Origin of the sequence: Rhizobium beringeri (assembly GCF_004306515.1) — a bacterium.
GTDB classification, from domain to species: domain Bacteria; phylum Pseudomonadota; class Alphaproteobacteria; order Rhizobiales; family Rhizobiaceae; genus Rhizobium; species Rhizobium beringeri.
This window is the reverse complement of record NZ_SILG01000004.1, coordinates 328273-345415: the sequence shown is the minus strand read 5'-3', so window position 1 is coordinate 345415 and position 17143 is coordinate 328273. Positions and strand designations below refer to the sequence as shown.

Genomic DNA, 17143 nt, shown 5'->3' with positions numbered 1-17143 from the left:
CGCAGGACTGGTGGATGGCGCCCCGCATTCTCGTCGTCGATGACGAACCTCACATCCGCGACGTGATCTGCTTCGCCCTCGAGCGCGCCGGCCTGGCATGGTTGGCAGTCCGCAACGGCACCGAGGCGATGACCGCCTTCCGCCGCGGCAGCATCGATCTCATCATCCTCGATATTGGCATGCCCGACATGGATGGCCTGGACGTCTGCCGCCAGATCCGCAAGACATCGGGATTGCCGATCCTGTTTCTTTCGGCGCGCGACGAAGAGATCGACAGGGTGCTGGGTCTCGAAATCGGCGGGGACGACTATGTCACCAAACCTTTCAGCCCGCGAGAACTCATCGCGCGGGTCAAGGCGATTTTGAAGCGTAGCGGCAATGGCGCAGAGCCTGAGAGACGCCACGCCACGCTTGTCGCCGGCGCGCTCAGCCTCGATCGCGGCGCCAGGACAGTGACGTTTCGTGATAGCGAGATCGCCATGACGGCGCTCGAATTCGCAATCCTGGATGCACTATTGTCACGCCCCGATATGGTCTTCAGCCGCGAACAACTGATGGAGGCGGCCTATGGCGCCGGTACCTATGTCGCCGACCGGACGATCGACAGCCATATCCGGAACATCCGGGCCAAATTCCTGGCGGCCGGCGGCCAGGGGGTCATCGCAACCGTTCACGGGATCGGCTTCAAACTCGGCAGCGAGATCGGGAGGCAGGCCTGATGCCGACGCCGAAGGTCAGGACGAAATGGCGGCCGGCGCTGGCGCTGGTCGTCTATGCCGTGCTTCTCGCCGTCATGGCGCTGCCGGTCCTGATCGTCATCTGGTTTCGCACTGTCGAGGCGAGCTCGCACCGGATGGCGCCGGCGGAAATCATTGCCCTGGCTTTCGCCTTCTTGCTGACGCTTGGCGTTGCCTATGTGCTGACGCGCACCATCACCGGACCGATCGACGCCTTGATCGCCCGCACGGACGAGATCGCCCGCGGTGGCAAGGCGGCGATCCGGCCGCTTGAAAGCTACGGAACGCGCGAGATCGCGGTGCTGTCGCAAAGCTTCCTCGATCTCGCCGGAAAACTGGTCGATCGCACCGAATATATCAGTTCCTTTGCCGCCCATGTCTCCCACGAGCTGAAATCGCCGCTGACGGCCATCCGGGGAGCCGCAGAGCTTTTACGCGACGATGACGTGGAAAGGCCGATGACGAAGGCTGAGCGTCTGCACTTTCTCGACAACATCGTCGCCGACGCAGTCCGACTCGATGCATTGCTGCAGCGGCTGAGAGAGCTTGCACAAGCGGAATCGTCGCTGGCCGAAGGCAGAAGCAGCATAGCAGACATCATATCCTCACTGCGCGAGCGATTTCCCGCCCTGGATATTTCCGGCGCAGGCGATACGGAAATATCAATTGCTCTTCCTCAGGAAGCAGCCGGTATCGTCTTTGCCAACCTTGCCGAAAACGCTCTTCAACACGGCGCCACGCTATTGGAACTCAGAGTATCCGCCGACGCCCGAACAGCCATAATTCTTGTTCGTGACGACGGCAGCGGTATTTCGGAGGCAAATCGCCAACGCATCTTTCAGCCATTCTTCTCAACCCGCCGCGAGCAGGGCGGTACCGGCATGGGTCTCGGTATCGTCCGCGCCATGCTGAGCTCCCATAGCGGTACGATCCGCCTGCTGCATACGACCGGTGCCGGCACCGAGTTCGAAATCACGATCCCGGGACCGAGCTGGCGTTACAAAGACTGATCGGAGCATTGCTCGGAAAGGCGATCCCGGCGCTACCCCGTCCTGAGCAAGGCATGTCGTCAAGCGAGTGGATCAGTTTCCAGGCTCTATCGCCGCCAATGCAGCCTGCGCGATGACATCTGCAATGCGTTTGGACAGCGCCGGGTCGGAAGCAGCGCGGGCGAGGGTCACACCGCCACTGAGCATGGCGAGTAGCAAGATCGCCTGATTTTCCCGGCGTGTTTCGGATTGACCCGGTATCTCACCCGCCGGCAAGCCGACCGCAACTTCCTCGATGAGACGTTTGAGTTCTGCCGTATAGGCGCTTCGTGTTTCATCGTCTGCGCGCATGACGTCGGGGGAAAGGCTCGGCAGAGCGCAGCTCTCGCCCAGATCGCAGGTTCTTTTATAGCCGAGATAGTAACCGACGAATGTCGTCAGCCAGTCTTTCGGTTCACTGGCCTTTAGCGCCGCAATTCCTTGCCGCAGCTCTTCGAGGCCCGCCAGCACGGCGGTGCGAAAGGCTTCGCCCTTGGACTTGAAATGTCCGTAGAAGGCACCGTTGGTCACGCCGGCCGCCTTGGTCAATGCATCGATGCCTGCGCCGCCATAGCCTTCCTGTCTGAAAACCCGTCCAGCCGCGGCAATGACGCGCGTTCGGGTCTCCTGCTTATGTTCGGCACTGTAGCGCATATATGTCCCTTTTAAGAGCGATCGCTCTTTATGTATTGCTAAGAGAGTGATCGATGTGTATGCATAAAGAGTGATCGGTATATATCAGAAGCGGTCACGGTTCAAACAGGGAGATATACGATGCCTATCACACTCACCGTGCCTGAAGGCCTGCTTTCGCAGCGGGCTCAGGCCCAAGCCTTTGCCGGATTGACGGAGGCAGTGCTCGATGCCGCCGGCTTGACCGGCAATGACTTCATGACCGCCAATATTATCGGTACGATCAACGTGCTGCCGCGGGAGCATGTGCTTGCTGCGGGAGAGCCGATCGATGCAGCCTTCGTCGAGCTCAAACTGCCCGAGATGGCGCTGGTGAGCGCTGAAGCAAAACAGTCCTTCTTCGAAAAAGCGGCCGATGTGATCGAACAGGCCGCCGAAGGCCGGCTCAAGCGCGAACATATATGGTCGAACATCGTCTACGCGCCTGAAGGGGCCTGGGGTATCGCCGGCCGCAGCTATAACAATGCCGATCTCGTCGGCGCCATCCGGGGTGCGGTTGCCGCCTCGTAACGATCGCGGCGTACGCTCGGAAATCTCAGACTTGATGCAACGCCGGGCCGGCGACACCAAGACGTCGCGGTCCGGCGCCTTACGGAGCCAAGCCATGCAGCTTGCCAACTATCTGTTCTTTTCCACCGGTTGCGAAGAGGCGCTTGCTTTCTACACCGAATGCGGGCTTGGCCAGATCACGCAATTGAAGCGCCACGGCGCAGACGGGATGCCCGTTGCCACCGACGCCATGCGGGGCAAGGTGATGCATGCCCGCTTCGAAGGACCTGGTATTCTGTTCTTCGCCTCGGACAATCACGATGCCGAGCCGATGCGAGGCTCCGCCCACATGCTGATTGCGGACGACCGCGACAGTACCGACAGCCTCTTCGCACGGCTGGCCGAGGGCGGCAAGATCACGACACCACTCGCCGCCCAGTCATGGGGAAGCTATTATGGCAAGCTCACGGATCGCTTTGGTGTCCAGTGGATGCTCGATTGCCTAGAGCATAATGCCGAAAAGTGTGAGCGGTTTTCGGACGGCATCATGCTCTAACTCTTTAATTTAGAACAGGATTCAGATTTCAGGCCGACCCGGCCTAAAATCATCCTGTTCTACCGTAACCATGTGCTGTCTACACACAAGTGCGAGACGAAAATCGCATCGATACATGCGAAGTGTCGGCGTCTGTGTCGCAATCATTCAGAACATCACGCGCGGAGGACAATCGGCAGGATGGCAGGGGAGAAACCCCGACCAAGCGGCTGCGAGCCGCCCTCCCCCCAATCTCGTCTTCGCGTCTCACCGCGTCGTATAACCGCCGTCGATAACCAGCACTTCGCCGGTGACATAACTTGCCGCCGCCGAGCAGAGGAACAATGCGGCACCCGCCACCTCCTCCGGCTGCCCGACGCGTCCCATCGGGGTCATGCTGCGCCAGGTAGGGAACCAGTCGGGATTGTCGATACCGCCGCGCGACAAATCGGTCTCGATATAGCCGGGAGCGATGGCGTTGACGCGGATGTTTTCAGCGGCAACCTCGCTGGCGAGGCTCTTCGTCATCATGTGGACCGCCGCCTTGGAAGTGTTATAGGCGACCTGGTTCTGCGGAATGTTGGACACGATGCCCGACATCGAGCCGATATTGAGGATGACGCCACCGCCCTGGCGCCGCATGGGTGCGAGCGCGGCGCGGCAAGTGCGGAAGACGGTGTCGACATTGACGGTCATGATCTCGCGCCAGATGGCATCGGAGAACTCGCCGCTGTCGCCATGAATGGCGATACCGGCATTGTTGACGAGGACGTCGAGCCGCCCCGCCCGTGAGAGGGTCTCAGTGACGAGTTCGTCGGCAGCACTTTCCTTCATCAGGTCGGCGGCAACGAAATCGCAATCGACGCCGGCCTTGGAGAGCCGGTCTTCCGCCGCTGCATTGCGGGTTCGGCCCGTGATGATCACTTTGGCGCCCGCCTCGCCGAGCGCCTCGGCGATGGCAAGCCCGATGCCGCGCGTGCCGCCGGTCACCAGTGCCACCTGTCCGTTCAGGCGAAATCTGTCGAAGATCATGTCCGTTTCCTCTCGGCGATTGTTGAAGGCGATCGCGCTTTCGTCAGATGTCGGCGCTCTGCGGCAGGATAACGAGATCGCGGATCGTAATGTTGCGTGGGCGCGTCAGCATGAAAAGCACGGCTTCGGCCACTTCATTCGCCTCCATCAGGCCGCCGGCGGCCAGCGCCTCATCCAGCTTCTCCTGCGGCCAGTCGCTGAGAAGGGCGGTGACCACGGGACCAGGAGCGACGGCGCCGACGCGCAATCCATGCTTGGCCACCTGCCGCCTCAATGTATGGACGAATGCCTGGACCGCATGTTTCGAGGCGGTGTAGATCGGCTCCCAGACGACAGGGATCATGCCGGCAACGGAACTCGTCAGGATGATATCGCCGGTCTTGCGCTCGACCATATGCGGCAGAACGGCGTGCACCGAACGGAATGCGGCGTTGATGTTCAGATTGAGCATCCGGTCCCAGGCATCAGGATCTCCGCCCAGCACTTCGCCGCCGATGTAAGAGCCGGCATTGGCGTGGAAGATATCCAGCTGGCCGGCTTTTTCCAGAATCTCAGGCATCATCCGTGCGACGCTTTTCGGATCCGTGAGATCGGTGACCAAGGGAATGGCGTTGGCGTCGAGTTTCGAGCAGATTTCCTTCAAGGCTTCTTCATTGCGGTCGACCAGCACGACCCGGGCGCCCGCGGCAAGCATAGTCTTGGCGCATTCAAGGCCGATACCCGACGCCGCTCCGGTGACGGCCGCGACTTTTCCAGACAGATCCTGTCCCATTTTCTTCCTCTGGTTTCCTGGTTGGTTTAGGCTCGGCCGTGGGAGATCCGCGATCTGCGTGCCAATGAGTCGACGATGACGGCGACGGCAAGGACGGCGCCGGTGATCATGTATCGAAGCGACGATGACAGATCGAGAAGCGTCAGCCCGCTGGCAATCGACTGAATGACGATGATGCCGAGAAGGGCTGAATAGGCACTGCCGCGCCCGCCGAACAGGCTCGTGCCGCCGATGACCGCCGCGGCGATGGCGTTGAGATTGACGTCGCCGGTGCCGGCCTGTTGACTTGCCGTCGCCAGCCGTGCGGCGGAGAGAACGCCGCCGGTCGCCGCAAGCAGAGCGCACATGACGAAGGCGCTCGTATAGATGTGCGAGACGTTGATGCCTGAGCGGCGCGCTGCTTCCCTGTTGCCGCCGACGGCATGCATGGAGCGTCCCCATTTGGTGCGCGTCAGCGCATAATTCATGGCGGCGGTGAGCCCGACGAAAAGGCCGAACATCCACGGAATGCCGCGCGACTGGTTGAGATAGAACGCGACAGCTTCAAGGGCGAGTGTGATGATGACGGCGCGCAGAAGCAGCCCACGGGCCGATTTCGCCGACAGGCCGGCCGCCCGCCGACGCGCCGAGGTGCGGTAGCTGGCGAAGAAGAAGGCAATGCCGGCAAGTGCCACCAGCAGATAGGCGATCGGGTCCGGCATGACCATGATCTGGCCGAAACTCACGAGCCAGGAACCATAGGGAAGATTGATCGAACCGGTCGCTCCGAGAATGTAGAGCTGCAGGCCGAGAACCGCGAGCAGCCCGGACAGGGTGGACACGAAACTCGGCATGCCGAAGCGGTTGAAGACAAACGCGTAGAGCGAGCCGATCAGGGCGCCGACAATCATGGCGGCGAGGACTGCCAGAACCACTGGCCAACCCTGGTTGACCCAGAAGACGCCGACCAACGCCGAGGCGAAGCCGCTGACGGAGCCGACGGAAAGGTCGATCTCACCCACCATCAGGATACAGACGATACCCAGCGAGATGACGCCGACCGTCGAGCAGTCGAACAGCATGTTGACGAGGTTGCTGCTGGAGAGAAACACAGGATTGAGCGCCTGGAACACCGTCCAGATGATCGCCAGGCCGACAATGACCGGCAGTGAACCGAGATCGCCGGAGCGGATGCGATCCCAAAAGGCCTGGATCGAGCCGCCGAAACTGTCGTCATGGCGCACTCTCTCATCACGCCGGTCAAGCAGCGCCGGCGTCGCCGGATCATTCTCGATGGACTTCATCATGGCCTGCCCTCCTCGCTCGGTTGGCTTTGCGCCTGGCGGCGCGACGCGCGGCGGGAGACGGAATTGTTGGATGCTCCGGTGATGGCGCTGACGAGCTGCTCGTTGGACGCGTCGGGCAGCATGGTGCCATTGTTGCGGCCGAGGCGAAGGACGACAATGCGATCGGCAACGGCGCGCACATCCTCCATGTTGTGGCTGATCATGATGACAGCGAGGCCGCGCTCCCGCACGCGCTCGATGAGGTCAAGCACCTCGGCGGTCTGGGCAACGCCGAGCGCAGCCGTGGGTTCGTCGAGCATGATCAGTTTCGGCTCGAGCAGCAGCGATCGGGCGATCGCCACCGTCTGGCGCTGTCCGCCGGAAAGTGAGGCGACGGGCTCGCGCACACTTGGAATGCGCGCCGAAAGCTCGTTCAAGAGCTGCCACGCGCGGATCTCCATGGCGACCTCATCGAGCTGATAGGGACTGAGCTCCTTGCCGAGAAAGATGTTGGCGACGACATCGAGATTTTCGCAAAGTGCCAAATCCTGGAAGACAGTTGCAATGCCGAGCCCGAGAGCAGCACTCGGGCTCGGCAGGGTCACCGGCTTGCCCTCGAACAGGATCGTGCCCGAGCTTGGCTGGTGCACGCCGGCCAGGATCTTGACCAGCGTCGACTTGCCGGCGCCGTTGTCGCCCACCAGCGCCACGACCTCACCGGCATGCACGTCGAGTTCGATATCGGTGAGCGCCGACACCGCCCCGAAGTTCTTCGATATTCCGCGCAGACTGAGGACAGGCTGACGGGAAGGGTCAAGAGTGTGCGAGATTTCAGACATCGCCTGGCCTTTCGGAAAAAGCAAAACGGAAAGCGCGACCGGCGACCGGTCGCGCTTTCCTTGCGGATTACTTCGTAATGCCAAGCTTCTTGCAGCCGTCGGCGTAACGGCCGGTGCACAGCTCCTCGGCGGTGTTGATCTTCTTGTCGATGATCTCGGCCTTGAGGTTTTCGGCAGTGACGACGGCAGGGACGAAAAGCTGCGCCGGCGTGTCGTAGAGCGTCATTTCGGCCTTCGGCGTTTCTCCGGCCAGAAGCTTCACGGCGACATCGGCAGCGGCGGCAGCGACGATTTCGCTGGGCTTGGAGATCGTATTGTACTGATCCCCTGATATGATCAGCTGCAGCGCGGCGATCGTCGCATCATTGCCGGTCACCGGCGGCACGGGATCGACACCCGCCGCCTTGAAGGCTGCGATGGCGCCGCCACCGGTGCCGTCATTGGCGGCGACAACTCCGACGATCTGTTTGCCGAAACGGGTGATCTGGCCGCCCGCCCATTGCTGGGCGTTCGAGGGCTGCCAGTTGGGCGTATCGAATTCGGCAAGCGTCTTGTATCCGCCGCTCGCCAGCCCCTCATGAATGCCGTCCTTGATGAGCCCGGCAGCCGCATCGGTCGGCGAACCGTTGATCTGCAGGATGCCGCCGCCATCGGTCGGCACGTTCTGCGCCTTCAGATGCTGGACGAGCGATTCCGCAATTGCCTTGCCGATCGCCTTGTTGTCGAAGGAGACGTAGAAATCGGCCTTACCCTTCGGGATAGGACGGTCATAGGCAATGACCTTGACACCCTGGCTCTGTGCGAGCTGGACGAGCGATGCGGCCGCCGCCGAATCCACCGGATCCAGCACGATGACCTTGGCGCCTTGCGTGATGGCCGAATTGAACTGTTGCTGTTGTTTTGCAATATCGGCATCGGCGTTCTGATAGAGAACCTTGCATGAGGCGCAAAGCTTCTTCATTTCCGCGACGAAGCCCGGGTGATCATGCTCCTCATAGCGGGTTGAGCCCTGGTCGGGCATCAAGAATGCCACCGTCGCATCCGAAACGGCCGTTTGCGCAAAGGCGGAAGTACCACCCAGCAAGGACAGGACAAATACCGCGGCGCCTGCCGCCTTTGTTGAGAATTTCATCATTTCTATCTCCTCCCATTGGTAAAAATTGTGTAGCTTCGTGATTGCACTGTCTGCTGTGGCCGTTCGGCTGAATGAACGGTCGCGCCTGTCCCGGTGGTTTGATGTTTTTGAGGACAAGCATCTCCCATCGCGAGCCGCTCATCGCGTGCCCGCGTTCAAGTCAGTGTCAGTTTTCGTTCCTCCTCCTTGTCCTCCCTCGTCCCTTGGACCGTGCTGGTTCGCCTCCTTTTTTTGTTTTTACGCAATTCCGGACGCAAAACCGCTGCGCACTTTTGCTGGAATTGCTCTAGGCCGCCTTTGCCACGTTGATATTGTCACCCAACAACCGCCGGAAACGCGAAGGCGTCATGCCTTTTTCCGCGAGAAACTGCCGGTTGAAGTTGGACAGATTGTTGAAGCCGACCTCGAAGCAGATATCGGTGATCGATGCGTGGTCATCGCTCATCAGGATCTGGCAGGCGAGATTGATGCGCAGGCGTTTCACATACTGTACCAGCGACATGCCGGTATGGCGGCGGAATGCACGCGAAAAGGCGCCGGTCGACTGGTCGGCGATCGCCGCGAGATCAGCTTCGTCGAAGGATTTCGTCAGGTTCTCTCTGATATAGGCGAGCGCCTTGTTGATGCCGGCAGACATGTAGCCCGATGGATCGGGCAGATAGCTCGGGCTGGCGAGAAGCTGGAAATCCTGCGCCCGGCTGAGCAGGCCGACAATCATCATGAAGAGCTCGATGCGACGCACACCGTGGGCCTGCTGGACCTCGTTCATCAGGGGAGCAACCTGCCGGCTAGTATCGGCGCCGAAGAGCACGCCGCGGCGGGAGGCTTCAAGAACCGGATCGAAGGACCCGAGTTCCGCCAGCACCTTCATCGTACCGCTGATGAAGCCCTCGCTGAACTGGATGAGCTGGCATCGAAGCGGAATGCTCGATCCTTTCGGGACATCGCTGATCCAGTTATGGGGAAGATTAGGCCCCGCAAGCACAAGGTTGCCCGGCTCGAACTCGCCGATGAAGTCGCCGACGAAATACCGTCCCCTTGTCGCCACGACGAGATGAAGTTCATATTCAGGGTGAAAATGCCACCGAACCGTATGGTAGGGATAGCCATGCGCCTTCGTTGCGAAAGATTCGCCCGGCCGGATCTGAATGACTTCCAAGTCAGGTTCCATTGTCTCCTCCTCCGAGGACGGTTCCAGGCCCGCCAGCCAAATTCCCTTTTTGGCTTTATTGTTGAAGGGGAGTGTAATGGGCTCATGTCACGCCTGCCACCACGATTCCCGGCTAAAACCGATACTTTTTTGACAATTGACGCTGCGCAGCCGGCGTAAAGACGACAGCAATCCGCATGCACATCGCCCAACGGCGTGCCTCAGGCCGCCAAGGCGGCAATCACGTTTCTGACCAGCGCAGAAGAGGACAGCCGGCTCGTGGCGCAGCTCGGTGCGCCGATCGCGCCGACGCGCACGGAAACGCCACCACGCGCATTGGCGATCGCAAACATCGACTCGTCGGTCAGATCATCGCCGATGGTAATCGGGCAGCGGTTCTTGAACGGGTCGGACTGGAAGAACCGCTCCAGCGCATCGCCCTTGCTCGACCGGGCCGGACGCAGCTCGAATACCATCTTGCCGAGCTGCAATGCCCAGTTCGGCCCGGCGAGCTCGGCATAGTGGTGCATGCGGTCTTCGAGCACCTTTTCATATTCGGGCGCCAGCCGGTAATGGGCGGCAACGGCCGCGCCCTTGTCCTCGATCAAGACGCCAGGATAGTGCTCGGCTTCCGCGGTCAGCGCATGCTTCAGTGCCTGAAATTCAGGTGTCGCCTCGACCGTCTGCATGCCCGCGGCGTTCCTGATTTCCGCGCCGTGCAGGCCTGCTGTCGGAAATGCAAAGGGTTTGAACAGCGCGTCTGCATAGGCAAGTGATCGTCCGGTGACCAGTGCCAAGGCACCGCCGAGCTTGTTCGACAGGCGATGAAGTTGTCCCGGAAGCGCCTCTGGGACCTCGATCGCATCCGGCGTGGGCGCAAGATTGAGCAGCGTCCCGTCGATATCGAGAAACATCGCCCAGTGGTCGGGCTCTTCCAAGACCAGTGAAAGCATTTCCTGAGTAGCGTCGTCGTCCTGCACGGCATTCTCCAAACTCTGCAACCATTGAAGCTAGGTCGCCGGCCGACAAGGACAAGGTGGCTTTTCAGACTCCGGAACATCCTGAGGCGAGTTCGCGTTGTATCTCGCCGCCCGTTCGAGCACTCGCGTCGTAGAAGGTACATTGATGGCCAAAAGCAGTTCCGATCCCCGTGATGAGGTCAATGCCCCGCTGGCACATGGCGCTTTAAATCTGCCACTGGTGACGATCGATGATTACAACAACGAACTGCGTGACAAGAATGGCTTCGTTGGCGACAACGCAAACAAGAAGACTTTCCAACAGAAGCTCGACGACTGGAGAAAACGCATCCGCAAGGTCGGAGACGACCCGATCGGCAAGACCGCGACGGACAAGCTCTCCAAGAAAAAAATCGACGCTATTTTGAAGGGCGATGATTTGGCGGCGGCGGCGTTGATCATCGGGGCCGTGGAGGATTTCGCCCGGGACTTTGCCGATGTGATAGGCAAGTTTCTGAGGGACAAACGCTGGGGAAAGACGGAACGCATCGTCGTTGGCGGCGGCTTCCGGCGGAGCCACTTTGGCGAATTAACGATCGCCAGAACAATGGTTATTCTCAAGGCGGCCGGCATCGACATAGAGGTCGTGCCAATCGTTCACCATCCCGATGAGGCCGGACTGATCGGCGCGGTTCACCTGATGCCGCGCTGGATGTTCAAAGGCCACGAGGCAATCCTCGCCGTCGATATCGGCGGCACCAATGTTCGCGCAGGCGTCGTTAAATTCGGAAAGGACGACGTGCCGAATTTTGCGGATGCAAGCGTCTGGGATTCAGCCATCTGGCGTCATGCCGACGACGAGCCAAGCCGCACTGCGACCATCGAGAAATTGGCCGCGATGTTGCGGGATCTGATCGGCAAGGCCGAGAAGGCCAATCTCAAGCCAGCCCCCATCATCGGAATTGCATGCCCCGGCATCATCAAAGCCGATGGTTCCATTGAACGCGGCGGACAGAACCTGCCGGGCGGAAACTGGGAGAGCGACAGCTTCAACCTCCCCGCCGCACTGATGAAGGCCATTCCCGCGATCGGCGACGACAGCACATTCGTGATGATGCACAACGATGCCGTCGTGCAGGGATTGTCACAAATCCCTTTTATGAACGACGTGTCGAGTTGGGCAGTGCTGACCATCGGTACGGGTTTGGGCAATGCGCATTTTACGAATCGCGAGGGAACGAAGGCGCGATAGGCTCCGCAGTTCGACACGTCCGGCGTCGCTGCCGCACGACGCATTTCAGGGTGCGATGGAAGCCCTCCTCGCCTCTCCCCCTTTCCCGCAAAACATGGTGATAAACGACGACAGACGGTTCTCCGCAGGTTCAAATTGCGCTTATCTCTGTTGCTTCACGCAATCGATCCGCAGACGAAAGATGGACCATGAACTTCAAGGGAATAAGCCCCCCGCTTAGTGCCGGCCGTCTCGAACAGATGCTGGGCCTAGTCCCGCCACGCCGCGATGCCGAAACCGAGGACGCTGGCGAGAAGCCCTCCAGCAACGCACCCGTCCGGGGATTGGAGGCTGAAAGATCGCGCCGTTCGGCCGCCTATAAGTGAGAACCGATTGTCTGATCCCGACCGTTCTCAGCTCCGCCGCTCGCCGGTGAGTAGGCAATGGCGTTCGGCCGTATCGATACGGGCTGTAACGAAGGATGGGGGCGATGGATGCGGACACGGCCGCCATTGTCAGCTGACAATTGCGCTAACATTCCGGAATTTCGCGTGACTTCGGAAAGAGACGCGGGTCGCTTTAATCACGTGGCATTCGTTCTCTCCCTACGAAGCCCCGCGGTTTTCGACAAGACCAAAGCCTCCGCTACCGCTCCCACGGCCATAACGGCAATCGTCGTTATCCCACGGAGAAGCCAGGTAGAGATAGGTGACCGCTCATCCACCGCATCAGGGTGAAACGACGCTCTAAGCGCTTGCGCCGTGGATCGAAGATTACAGCCAAATCCACCCACTTTCGCGAGGGTGAAACCCGTCCAGTGAAATGGGGGCACTCCATATTGACAGAATCAGAGCAATAACACATCGAAGGAATGGTGGGCCGGGGCCCTGATAGTGAGAGACAACAAAATCTGGCGGGCCAATCATGGACAGGGTAATGGATAGTCTAAAAGCGCTGATGACAGACCCTGCAACGCGGGCACGGGTCGACAATGAATGGGATCAGCTGGAGACAGATTTTGCCGCAGCTTATGCCGCGATGCCAGTCAAGTACATGTCCCGAACAGAATTGTCCTTTCATTCCTACGTCAAGCTTTTGGGATTTCTTAGTATCGACGTGGACTCGCTCGAGGGAGACATCGTCGAGATTGGCGTCTGGAAAGGCAAGTCTCTCGCCTTTATGCAAAGGCTTTCGTCACCTTCAACAAAACTCGTTGGAATCGATCCATTCGAGTTGCAAGGGCAGCTTCAAGAAGTCGATTATTTTCGCAATGTTCTTTATAGAACCTGCATTTTGGTGAGAGGTTACTCGCAGAACGCCATCGAGCGTACGCTCCAGGCTTCCCAAAGGTTCAAGATTTTGCATATCGATGGCGGTCACGCGAGCGAGAATGTATGGGCGGATTTCCTTCTTTATGAGCGATTTGTCGTACCTGGTGGGTATGTGGTCTTCGACGACTATGGTGATTTTGCCCATTCACCAGAAGTAGGACCTGCCGTCGATAGGATACGTGCAGCGGGCTTATTCGAACATTATGAGATTTTGGGTCAATTGCCGGAGTACGATAGCAGCTATGTCCTACGTAAGCGAAAGGGCGAGTGAATTCCCCGCTTCTCGAACGCCGGCGAGCATTCTGTCTCTATCCTCAGCCAGCTCTCGTGAGCTGGCTAAGTTACCTTAGCAAGGGACGCTGATGCGGCGCTAGAGCGCCGTTCGTCCTTTACACAAGGCACGATGCGCCAGCACGCGCATATCTGGAAGCTATGCAAAAACGTTCATACGCATTGGTCATCGCTGCCGTAGCATTGCAATTCATGACATCGACGGTTATCGCATTTTCGGTATAGCTGACGGCACTCCGCAAACATGAGTTCGTTTGCTTTAAACCCGTTGTTCTCAGCGCCACCCGTTCCCAACACTCTGGCTGACGAAGCAACCCTAAAGGCGCCTTTGCAGCACGGGTTGGGCCAGTTTCTGCGCAAGCCTGCGGCAGGGTTGGCCTGCTAAGTCGCAGTACGCCTTAACTTCGCGTGTCAGATCCATGAGCATTGCTTATCCAGGATCGTGCTGCCGAATATGCTGAATTTAGCTGTCAGACAGGAGTAAGAACATTGGGATTCATGTTGAACGCGGAAGCGCTGAAGGATTATCAGCCAAATCGATATCCTTTCCTGATGATCGACTGTGTCACCGATGTCGAGCCGGGTAAATATGCGAAGGGCTACAAGAACCTCTCCAACAACGAGTGGTATTTTCCCATTCACTTTCCCGGTCGTCCGAACATGCCCGGCGCGCTACAGCTTGAGGCGATGGCGCAGATGCTCACGGTTGCGATCACCACGCAGGAAGGGCTGAAGGGAATGGTCACTCATGCGCTTCAGCATACGGTGCGGTTTCGCAAGGAAGTTCTGCCGGGAGAGTGCCTGCAGATCGAGGCTTACGTGGACAGCTGGCGACGCGGCATATGTAAGGGTCACGCGACGGGTTATACCAACAGCACTATCGCTTGCGAGGCCGATATGTTGATTACGATACCGGAAATCCTAGAACAGTTTCTTCCGAAGTAATGGATCGTTTCCACTTCATCATTGTCGGAGCCGGGGCAGCGGGAGCAGCAGCGGCCTGGCGGTTGACGTCGAAGGGATATCGGGTGTTGTGCCTTGACCGCGGCCCGTGGATGGAGCCCTCCAGTTACCCATCCACAGGCCCGGACTGGGAGATCCGAAAGAAGACAGAGTTTAATCCAGCAATTGCAGAACGGCAAAACCGTTTCGATTACCCGGTTGATGACGCAGATTCCCCGATTGCGGTATGCAACTTCAACGCTGTTGGTGGTTCGACGGTGTTGTATTCCGGTCATTTTCCACGGTTCCTTGAGCCCGATTTCTCGTTGAAGACCAACGAGGGCCTCGGTGAGGACTGGCCCCTGAGCTATGTCGAACTGATGCCGTATTTTGCATTGAACGAACGGCAGATGGGCATGTCCGGTCTCGTCGGCGATCCCTATTATCCGCACATCGAGGAGGCGCTTCCTCCTGTGCCCCTTGGCGTGGCGGGTGCCCGGCTCGGTCGGGCGTTCAATGAAAAACGCTGGCACTGGTGGCCAAGCTTTGCCGCAATCGCCACGCGAGACAAAGGCGGGCGCAGTGCCTGTCTCAACCTTGGCCCTTGTAACACGGGCTGCCCGCAAGGGGCCAAGGCGACCGCCGACAATACCTATCTGGCGGATGCCCTGAAGCAAGGACTAACGATTGTTCCCGAATTCGCTGTGTCGCGCGTCCTCGTCAAGGACGGTGTAGCCTACGGTGTCGAGGGTTTTGATGCGAAAGGCGAGCGCCATGCGTTTCACGCCGACAACGTCATCCTTGCTTCGAGTGCTATCGGTACGCCGCGCATTCTCCTCAATTCGAGGAACGCCGAGCGCCCGACGGGGATCGGCAATACGATGGGTCTCGTCGGCCGCAATCTGATGATCCATCCGCTTGGTTATGTGGAAGGCATCTTTTCCGAGCGGATGGACACGGACGCCGGCCCGCAGGGGTGCATGCTTTACAGCCTGCAGTTTTACCGTTCGCAAGAGACGGGACATAAGCTTGGTTATATGATGCATGCGTTGCGGGGCACAGGCCCCGTCGAGTCGGCGATGTCTGCGCTCGGCAAACGCAAGCTGCGTTTCGGGAGCGATATCTATGGCGATTTCGATGCGCTCTATGGCAAGCAACTCGTTGTGGCGATCATCTGCGAAGATCTGCCGGAGGTGGAGAATAGGATCGAGCTGGACGAAACACGACAGGATCGTTTCGGAGATCCGGGCATCAAGGTTCACTACAAGCTGCACGAAAATACGAAAAAGATGATGGTGCACGGCATGACCCGCGGGCGCGAACTCATGGCGGCGGCGGGAGCCGTGAGAAGCTCGGCCTATGGCCCGGTCCGCAACACCGGCTGGCATCTGCTCGGAACCGCGCGAATGGGCGACGATCCGCAGCACTCCGTCGTCGATCCATCGGGAAAAGTTCACGATACCGACAACCTCTACGTCATCGACTCCAGCGTCTTCGTCACCGGTTCCTGCGTTAATCCTGCCAATACCATTCAGGCAGTTGCCCTTCTCCTTTCGGATCGCATCGATGAACGTGTCAGACCGACCATCCTATAAACTGCTGGCAAGGATGTTTCCCGGTGAGCCCGAAAGGTCGGTCCCGGCATTCGATGCAATTGCGGCCGCGCGCTTGGGCGAGCGGTTTGCCGGTCTGGACGAGATTGATGCATTAATACTCAAGGAGACGGAGGCCGCATGGCCTGAGGACGTCAATGTCTTGCTCAAGGCGCTGCGAAGTGGCGCACCAGATCTGGTCGGCCATTTCACAGAGCAAGCGGTGGTCCTCTATTTTTCGACGCCGGCCGTCTCCAGGGCCCTCACCGGCAAACCGGTTCCGCTTTTCCCGAACCGGACAGTCATGGACGACATCGACTATGATCTCCTGGAACCGGTGATCGCCAATTGCAAAGGACTTGCAGATGCCGAACGATCCTGAACGCGTTGCGGTCGTAACCGGCGGCAGCAGAGGTATAGGTCTCGCCGTTGTTCGGAAGCTAGTCGGGGACGGTTTTTTAGTCGCTGCCTGCAGTCGCCATCCGTCTCCCGCACTTCCGACGGGGGATGAAGGCAATGTCCGCTTCTTCCAGCTCGATCTTGCCGACCCGAATTCGGTGAAGGAATGTGCACAGGCACTTCACCGGCAATACCAGCGCATCGATGCGCTGGTGAATTGCGCTGGTGTCGCTGCCGGCGGGCTGTTTTCGATGGCTTCGATCGAGGATTTGAAACGGATATTCGACGTCAATTACTTCAATCAGATTCTGTTTTCTCAATATGTGGCGAAGAGAATGGTGCGGGCGAAGTTGGGCTCTATCGTCAATATCGCATCGACTGCCGGACTGCTTTCAGAGGCGGGAACGCTCGCTTATGGTGGCAGCAAGGCTGCGCTAATCCACGCCACAAAGGTGATGGCGACCGAGCTGGGGCCATTTGGAATTCGCGTCAATGCCATTGCGCCCGCGGTGGTCGAGACCGATATGGCTGTCCAGATGGACGAAAAAGCACGAACAGCGTTGGACGAGCGTTCGGCATTGCAAGGAGTGGTCGAAGTGGCCGACGTGGCCGAACTTGTCGCCTATCTGGTGTCCGACGCATCATCAAAGATGACCGGACAGATCCTGCGGCTGGACAGAGGGCTGCATTGATATCCTAGATGAATGCGCAGAGAATCGCGAG

At 59.1% G+C, this 17143-nt stretch carries 18 protein-coding genes and 1 pseudogene; 11 read left to right on the top strand and 8 right to left on the bottom strand.

Annotated features, from left to right (window positions below):
- Positions 1 to 14 precede the first annotated feature (14 nt).
- Together ELH03_RS31200 and ELH03_RS31195 are read left to right on the top strand one after the other, a co-directional pair.
- Entirely contained in the window at positions 15 to 719 is a 705-nt protein-coding gene (locus tag ELH03_RS31200) for a response regulator (RefSeq protein WP_018070626.1), read from the top strand.
- Positions 719 to 1747, top strand: coding sequence for a sensor histidine kinase (locus ELH03_RS31195; RefSeq protein ID WP_130767308.1), 1029 nt, complete (start codon positions 719 to 721; stop codon positions 1745 to 1747). Before ELH03_RS31200 ends, ELH03_RS31195 begins: the two co-directional genes overlap by 1 nt.
- A 72-nt stretch (positions 1748 to 1819) precedes the next feature.
- Here ELH03_RS31195 and ELH03_RS31190 read toward each other — a convergent pair whose 3' ends face one another.
- Entirely contained in the window at positions 1820 to 2419 is a 600-nt protein-coding gene (locus ELH03_RS31190; RefSeq protein WP_130660004.1) for a TetR/AcrR family transcriptional regulator, read from the bottom strand.
- A gap of 120 nt (positions 2420 to 2539) precedes the next feature.
- Here ELH03_RS31190 and ELH03_RS31185 point away from each other — a divergent pair, with 120 nt between their 5' ends.
- On the top strand, positions 2540 to 2968 hold the full coding sequence (locus ELH03_RS31185) for a Tautomerase enzyme (protein WP_128409584.1): 429 nt from the start codon (positions 2540 to 2542) through the stop codon (positions 2966 to 2968).
- A gap of 94 nt (positions 2969 to 3062) precedes the next feature.
- Positions 3063 to 3503: a VOC family protein gene (locus ELH03_RS31180; RefSeq protein ID WP_130767307.1), complete on the top strand. Its 441-nt coding sequence runs from the start codon at positions 3063 to 3065 to the stop codon at positions 3501 to 3503.
- Between the two features lie 246 nt (positions 3504 to 3749).
- Here ELH03_RS31180 and ELH03_RS31175 read toward each other — a convergent pair whose 3' ends face one another.
- The 7 genes from ELH03_RS31175 to otsB form a co-directional block, all read right to left on the bottom strand.
- A complete protein-coding gene (locus ELH03_RS31175; RefSeq protein ID WP_128403457.1) occupies positions 3750 to 4514 on the bottom strand; it encodes an SDR family NAD(P)-dependent oxidoreductase in 765 nt (254 codons plus the stop codon).
- 43 nt (positions 4515 to 4557) lie between these two features.
- Entirely contained in the window at positions 4558 to 5286 is a 729-nt protein-coding gene (locus tag ELH03_RS31170) for an SDR family oxidoreductase (RefSeq protein WP_128409582.1), read from the bottom strand.
- Positions 5287 to 5312: 26 nt separating this feature from the next.
- Entirely contained in the window at positions 5313 to 6572 is a 1260-nt protein-coding gene (locus ELH03_RS31165; protein WP_128403459.1) for a sugar ABC transporter permease, read from the bottom strand.
- Positions 6569 to 7390, bottom strand: a complete 822-nt coding sequence (locus tag ELH03_RS31160) for an ATP-binding cassette domain-containing protein (protein ID WP_128403460.1) — start codon at positions 7388 to 7390, stop codon at positions 6569 to 6571. The genes ELH03_RS31165 and ELH03_RS31160 overlap by 4 nt, the downstream gene beginning before the upstream one ends.
- A gap of 67 nt (positions 7391 to 7457) precedes the next feature.
- On the bottom strand, positions 7458 to 8522 hold the full coding sequence (locus ELH03_RS31155) for an ABC transporter substrate-binding protein (protein ID WP_128403511.1): 1065 nt from the start codon (positions 8520 to 8522) through the stop codon (positions 7458 to 7460).
- A 289-nt stretch (positions 8523 to 8811) separates the two neighbouring features.
- Positions 8812 to 9696 carry a helix-turn-helix domain-containing protein gene (locus ELH03_RS31150; protein WP_130767306.1) on the bottom strand — a complete coding sequence of 295 codons (885 nt, stop codon included), beginning with the start codon at positions 9694 to 9696 and terminating at the stop codon, positions 8812 to 8814.
- A gap of 200 nt (positions 9697 to 9896) precedes the next feature.
- A complete protein-coding gene (gene otsB / locus ELH03_RS31145) occupies positions 9897 to 10676 on the bottom strand; it encodes a trehalose-phosphatase (RefSeq protein ID WP_197727816.1) in 780 nt (259 codons plus the stop codon).
- A 124-nt stretch (positions 10677 to 10800) separates the two neighbouring features.
- On the opposite strand from otsB, the gene ELH03_RS31140 reads away from it, so the two are divergent.
- The 7 genes and pseudogenes from ELH03_RS31140 (at position 10801) to ELH03_RS31115 (ending at position 17112) form a co-directional block, all read left to right on the top strand.
- Positions 10801 to 11886 carry an ROK family protein gene (locus ELH03_RS31140; RefSeq protein WP_128403463.1) on the top strand — a complete coding sequence of 362 codons (1086 nt, stop codon included), beginning with the start codon at positions 10801 to 10803 and terminating at the stop codon, positions 11884 to 11886.
- A gap of 903 nt (positions 11887 to 12789) precedes the next feature.
- Positions 12790 to 13467, top strand: coding sequence for a class I SAM-dependent methyltransferase (locus tag ELH03_RS31135; RefSeq protein ID WP_130767305.1), 678 nt, complete (start codon positions 12790 to 12792; stop codon positions 13465 to 13467).
- Positions 13468 to 13985: 518 nt separating this feature from the next.
- Positions 13986 to 14432: a 3-hydroxyacyl-ACP dehydratase FabZ gene (fabZ, locus tag ELH03_RS31130; RefSeq protein WP_197730029.1), complete on the top strand. Its 447-nt coding sequence runs from the start codon at positions 13986 to 13988 to the stop codon at positions 14430 to 14432.
- Positions 14432 to 14527, top strand: a pseudogene (locus ELH03_RS38820) (NAD(P)-binding protein); the annotation flags it as partial. The gene fabZ and the pseudogene ELH03_RS38820, both read left to right, overlap by 1 nt.
- Before the next feature lie 228 nt (positions 14528 to 14755).
- Positions 14756 to 16024, top strand: a complete 1269-nt coding sequence (locus ELH03_RS31125; RefSeq protein ID WP_419150374.1) for a GMC oxidoreductase — start codon at positions 14756 to 14758, stop codon at positions 16022 to 16024.
- A complete protein-coding gene (locus ELH03_RS31120; RefSeq protein WP_245504914.1) occupies positions 15996 to 16403 on the top strand; it encodes a hypothetical protein in 408 nt (135 codons plus the stop codon). The genes ELH03_RS31125 and ELH03_RS31120 overlap by 29 nt, the downstream gene beginning before the upstream one ends.
- A complete protein-coding gene (locus ELH03_RS31115; protein ID WP_130767303.1) occupies positions 16387 to 17112 on the top strand; it encodes an SDR family NAD(P)-dependent oxidoreductase in 726 nt (241 codons plus the stop codon). Before ELH03_RS31120 ends, ELH03_RS31115 begins: the two co-directional genes overlap by 17 nt.
- Positions 17113 to 17143 lie beyond the last annotated feature (31 nt).

What these genes read in the sequence shown, in the direction of transcription:
- ELH03_RS31200 (WP_018070626.1), top strand. Translation starts at nt 15, where the DNA reads ATGGCGCCCCGCATTCTCGTCGTCGATGACGAACCTCACATCCGCGAC.
- ELH03_RS31195 (WP_130767308.1), top strand. Translation starts at nt 719, where the DNA reads ATGCCGACGCCGAAGGTCAGGACGAAATGGCGGCCGGCGCTGGCGCTG.
- ELH03_RS31190 (WP_130660004.1), bottom strand. Translation starts at nt 2,419, where the DNA reads ATGCGCTACAGTGCCGAACATAAGCAGGAGACCCGAACGCGCGTCATT.
- ELH03_RS31185 (WP_128409584.1), top strand. Translation starts at nt 2,540, where the DNA reads ATGCCTATCACACTCACCGTGCCTGAAGGCCTGCTTTCGCAGCGGGCT.
- ELH03_RS31180 (WP_130767307.1), top strand. Translation starts at nt 3,063, where the DNA reads ATGCAGCTTGCCAACTATCTGTTCTTTTCCACCGGTTGCGAAGAGGCG.
- ELH03_RS31175 (WP_128403457.1), bottom strand. Translation starts at nt 4,514, where the DNA reads ATGATCTTCGACAGATTTCGCCTGAACGGACAGGTGGCACTGGTGACC.
- ELH03_RS31170 (WP_128409582.1), bottom strand. Translation starts at nt 5,286, where the DNA reads ATGGGACAGGATCTGTCTGGAAAAGTCGCGGCCGTCACCGGAGCGGCG.
- ELH03_RS31165 (WP_128403459.1), bottom strand. Translation starts at nt 6,572, where the DNA reads ATGATGAAGTCCATCGAGAATGATCCGGCGACGCCGGCGCTGCTTGAC.
- ELH03_RS31160 (WP_128403460.1), bottom strand. Translation starts at nt 7,390, where the DNA reads ATGTCTGAAATCTCGCACACTCTTGACCCTTCCCGTCAGCCTGTCCTC.
- ELH03_RS31155 (WP_128403511.1), bottom strand. Translation starts at nt 8,522, where the DNA reads ATGAAATTCTCAACAAAGGCGGCAGGCGCCGCGGTATTTGTCCTGTCC.
- ELH03_RS31150 (WP_130767306.1), bottom strand. Translation starts at nt 9,696, where the DNA reads ATGGAACCTGACTTGGAAGTCATTCAGATCCGGCCGGGCGAATCTTTC.
- ELH03_RS31140 (WP_128403463.1), top strand. Translation starts at nt 10,801, where the DNA reads ATGGCCAAAAGCAGTTCCGATCCCCGTGATGAGGTCAATGCCCCGCTG.
- ELH03_RS31135 (WP_130767305.1), top strand. Translation starts at nt 12,790, where the DNA reads ATGGACAGGGTAATGGATAGTCTAAAAGCGCTGATGACAGACCCTGCA.
- fabZ (WP_197730029.1), top strand. Translation starts at nt 13,986, where the DNA reads ATGTTGAACGCGGAAGCGCTGAAGGATTATCAGCCAAATCGATATCCT.
- ELH03_RS31120 (WP_245504914.1), top strand. Translation starts at nt 15,996, where the DNA reads ATGAACGTGTCAGACCGACCATCCTATAAACTGCTGGCAAGGATGTTT.
- ELH03_RS31115 (WP_130767303.1), top strand. Translation starts at nt 16,387, where the DNA reads ATGCCGAACGATCCTGAACGCGTTGCGGTCGTAACCGGCGGCAGCAGA.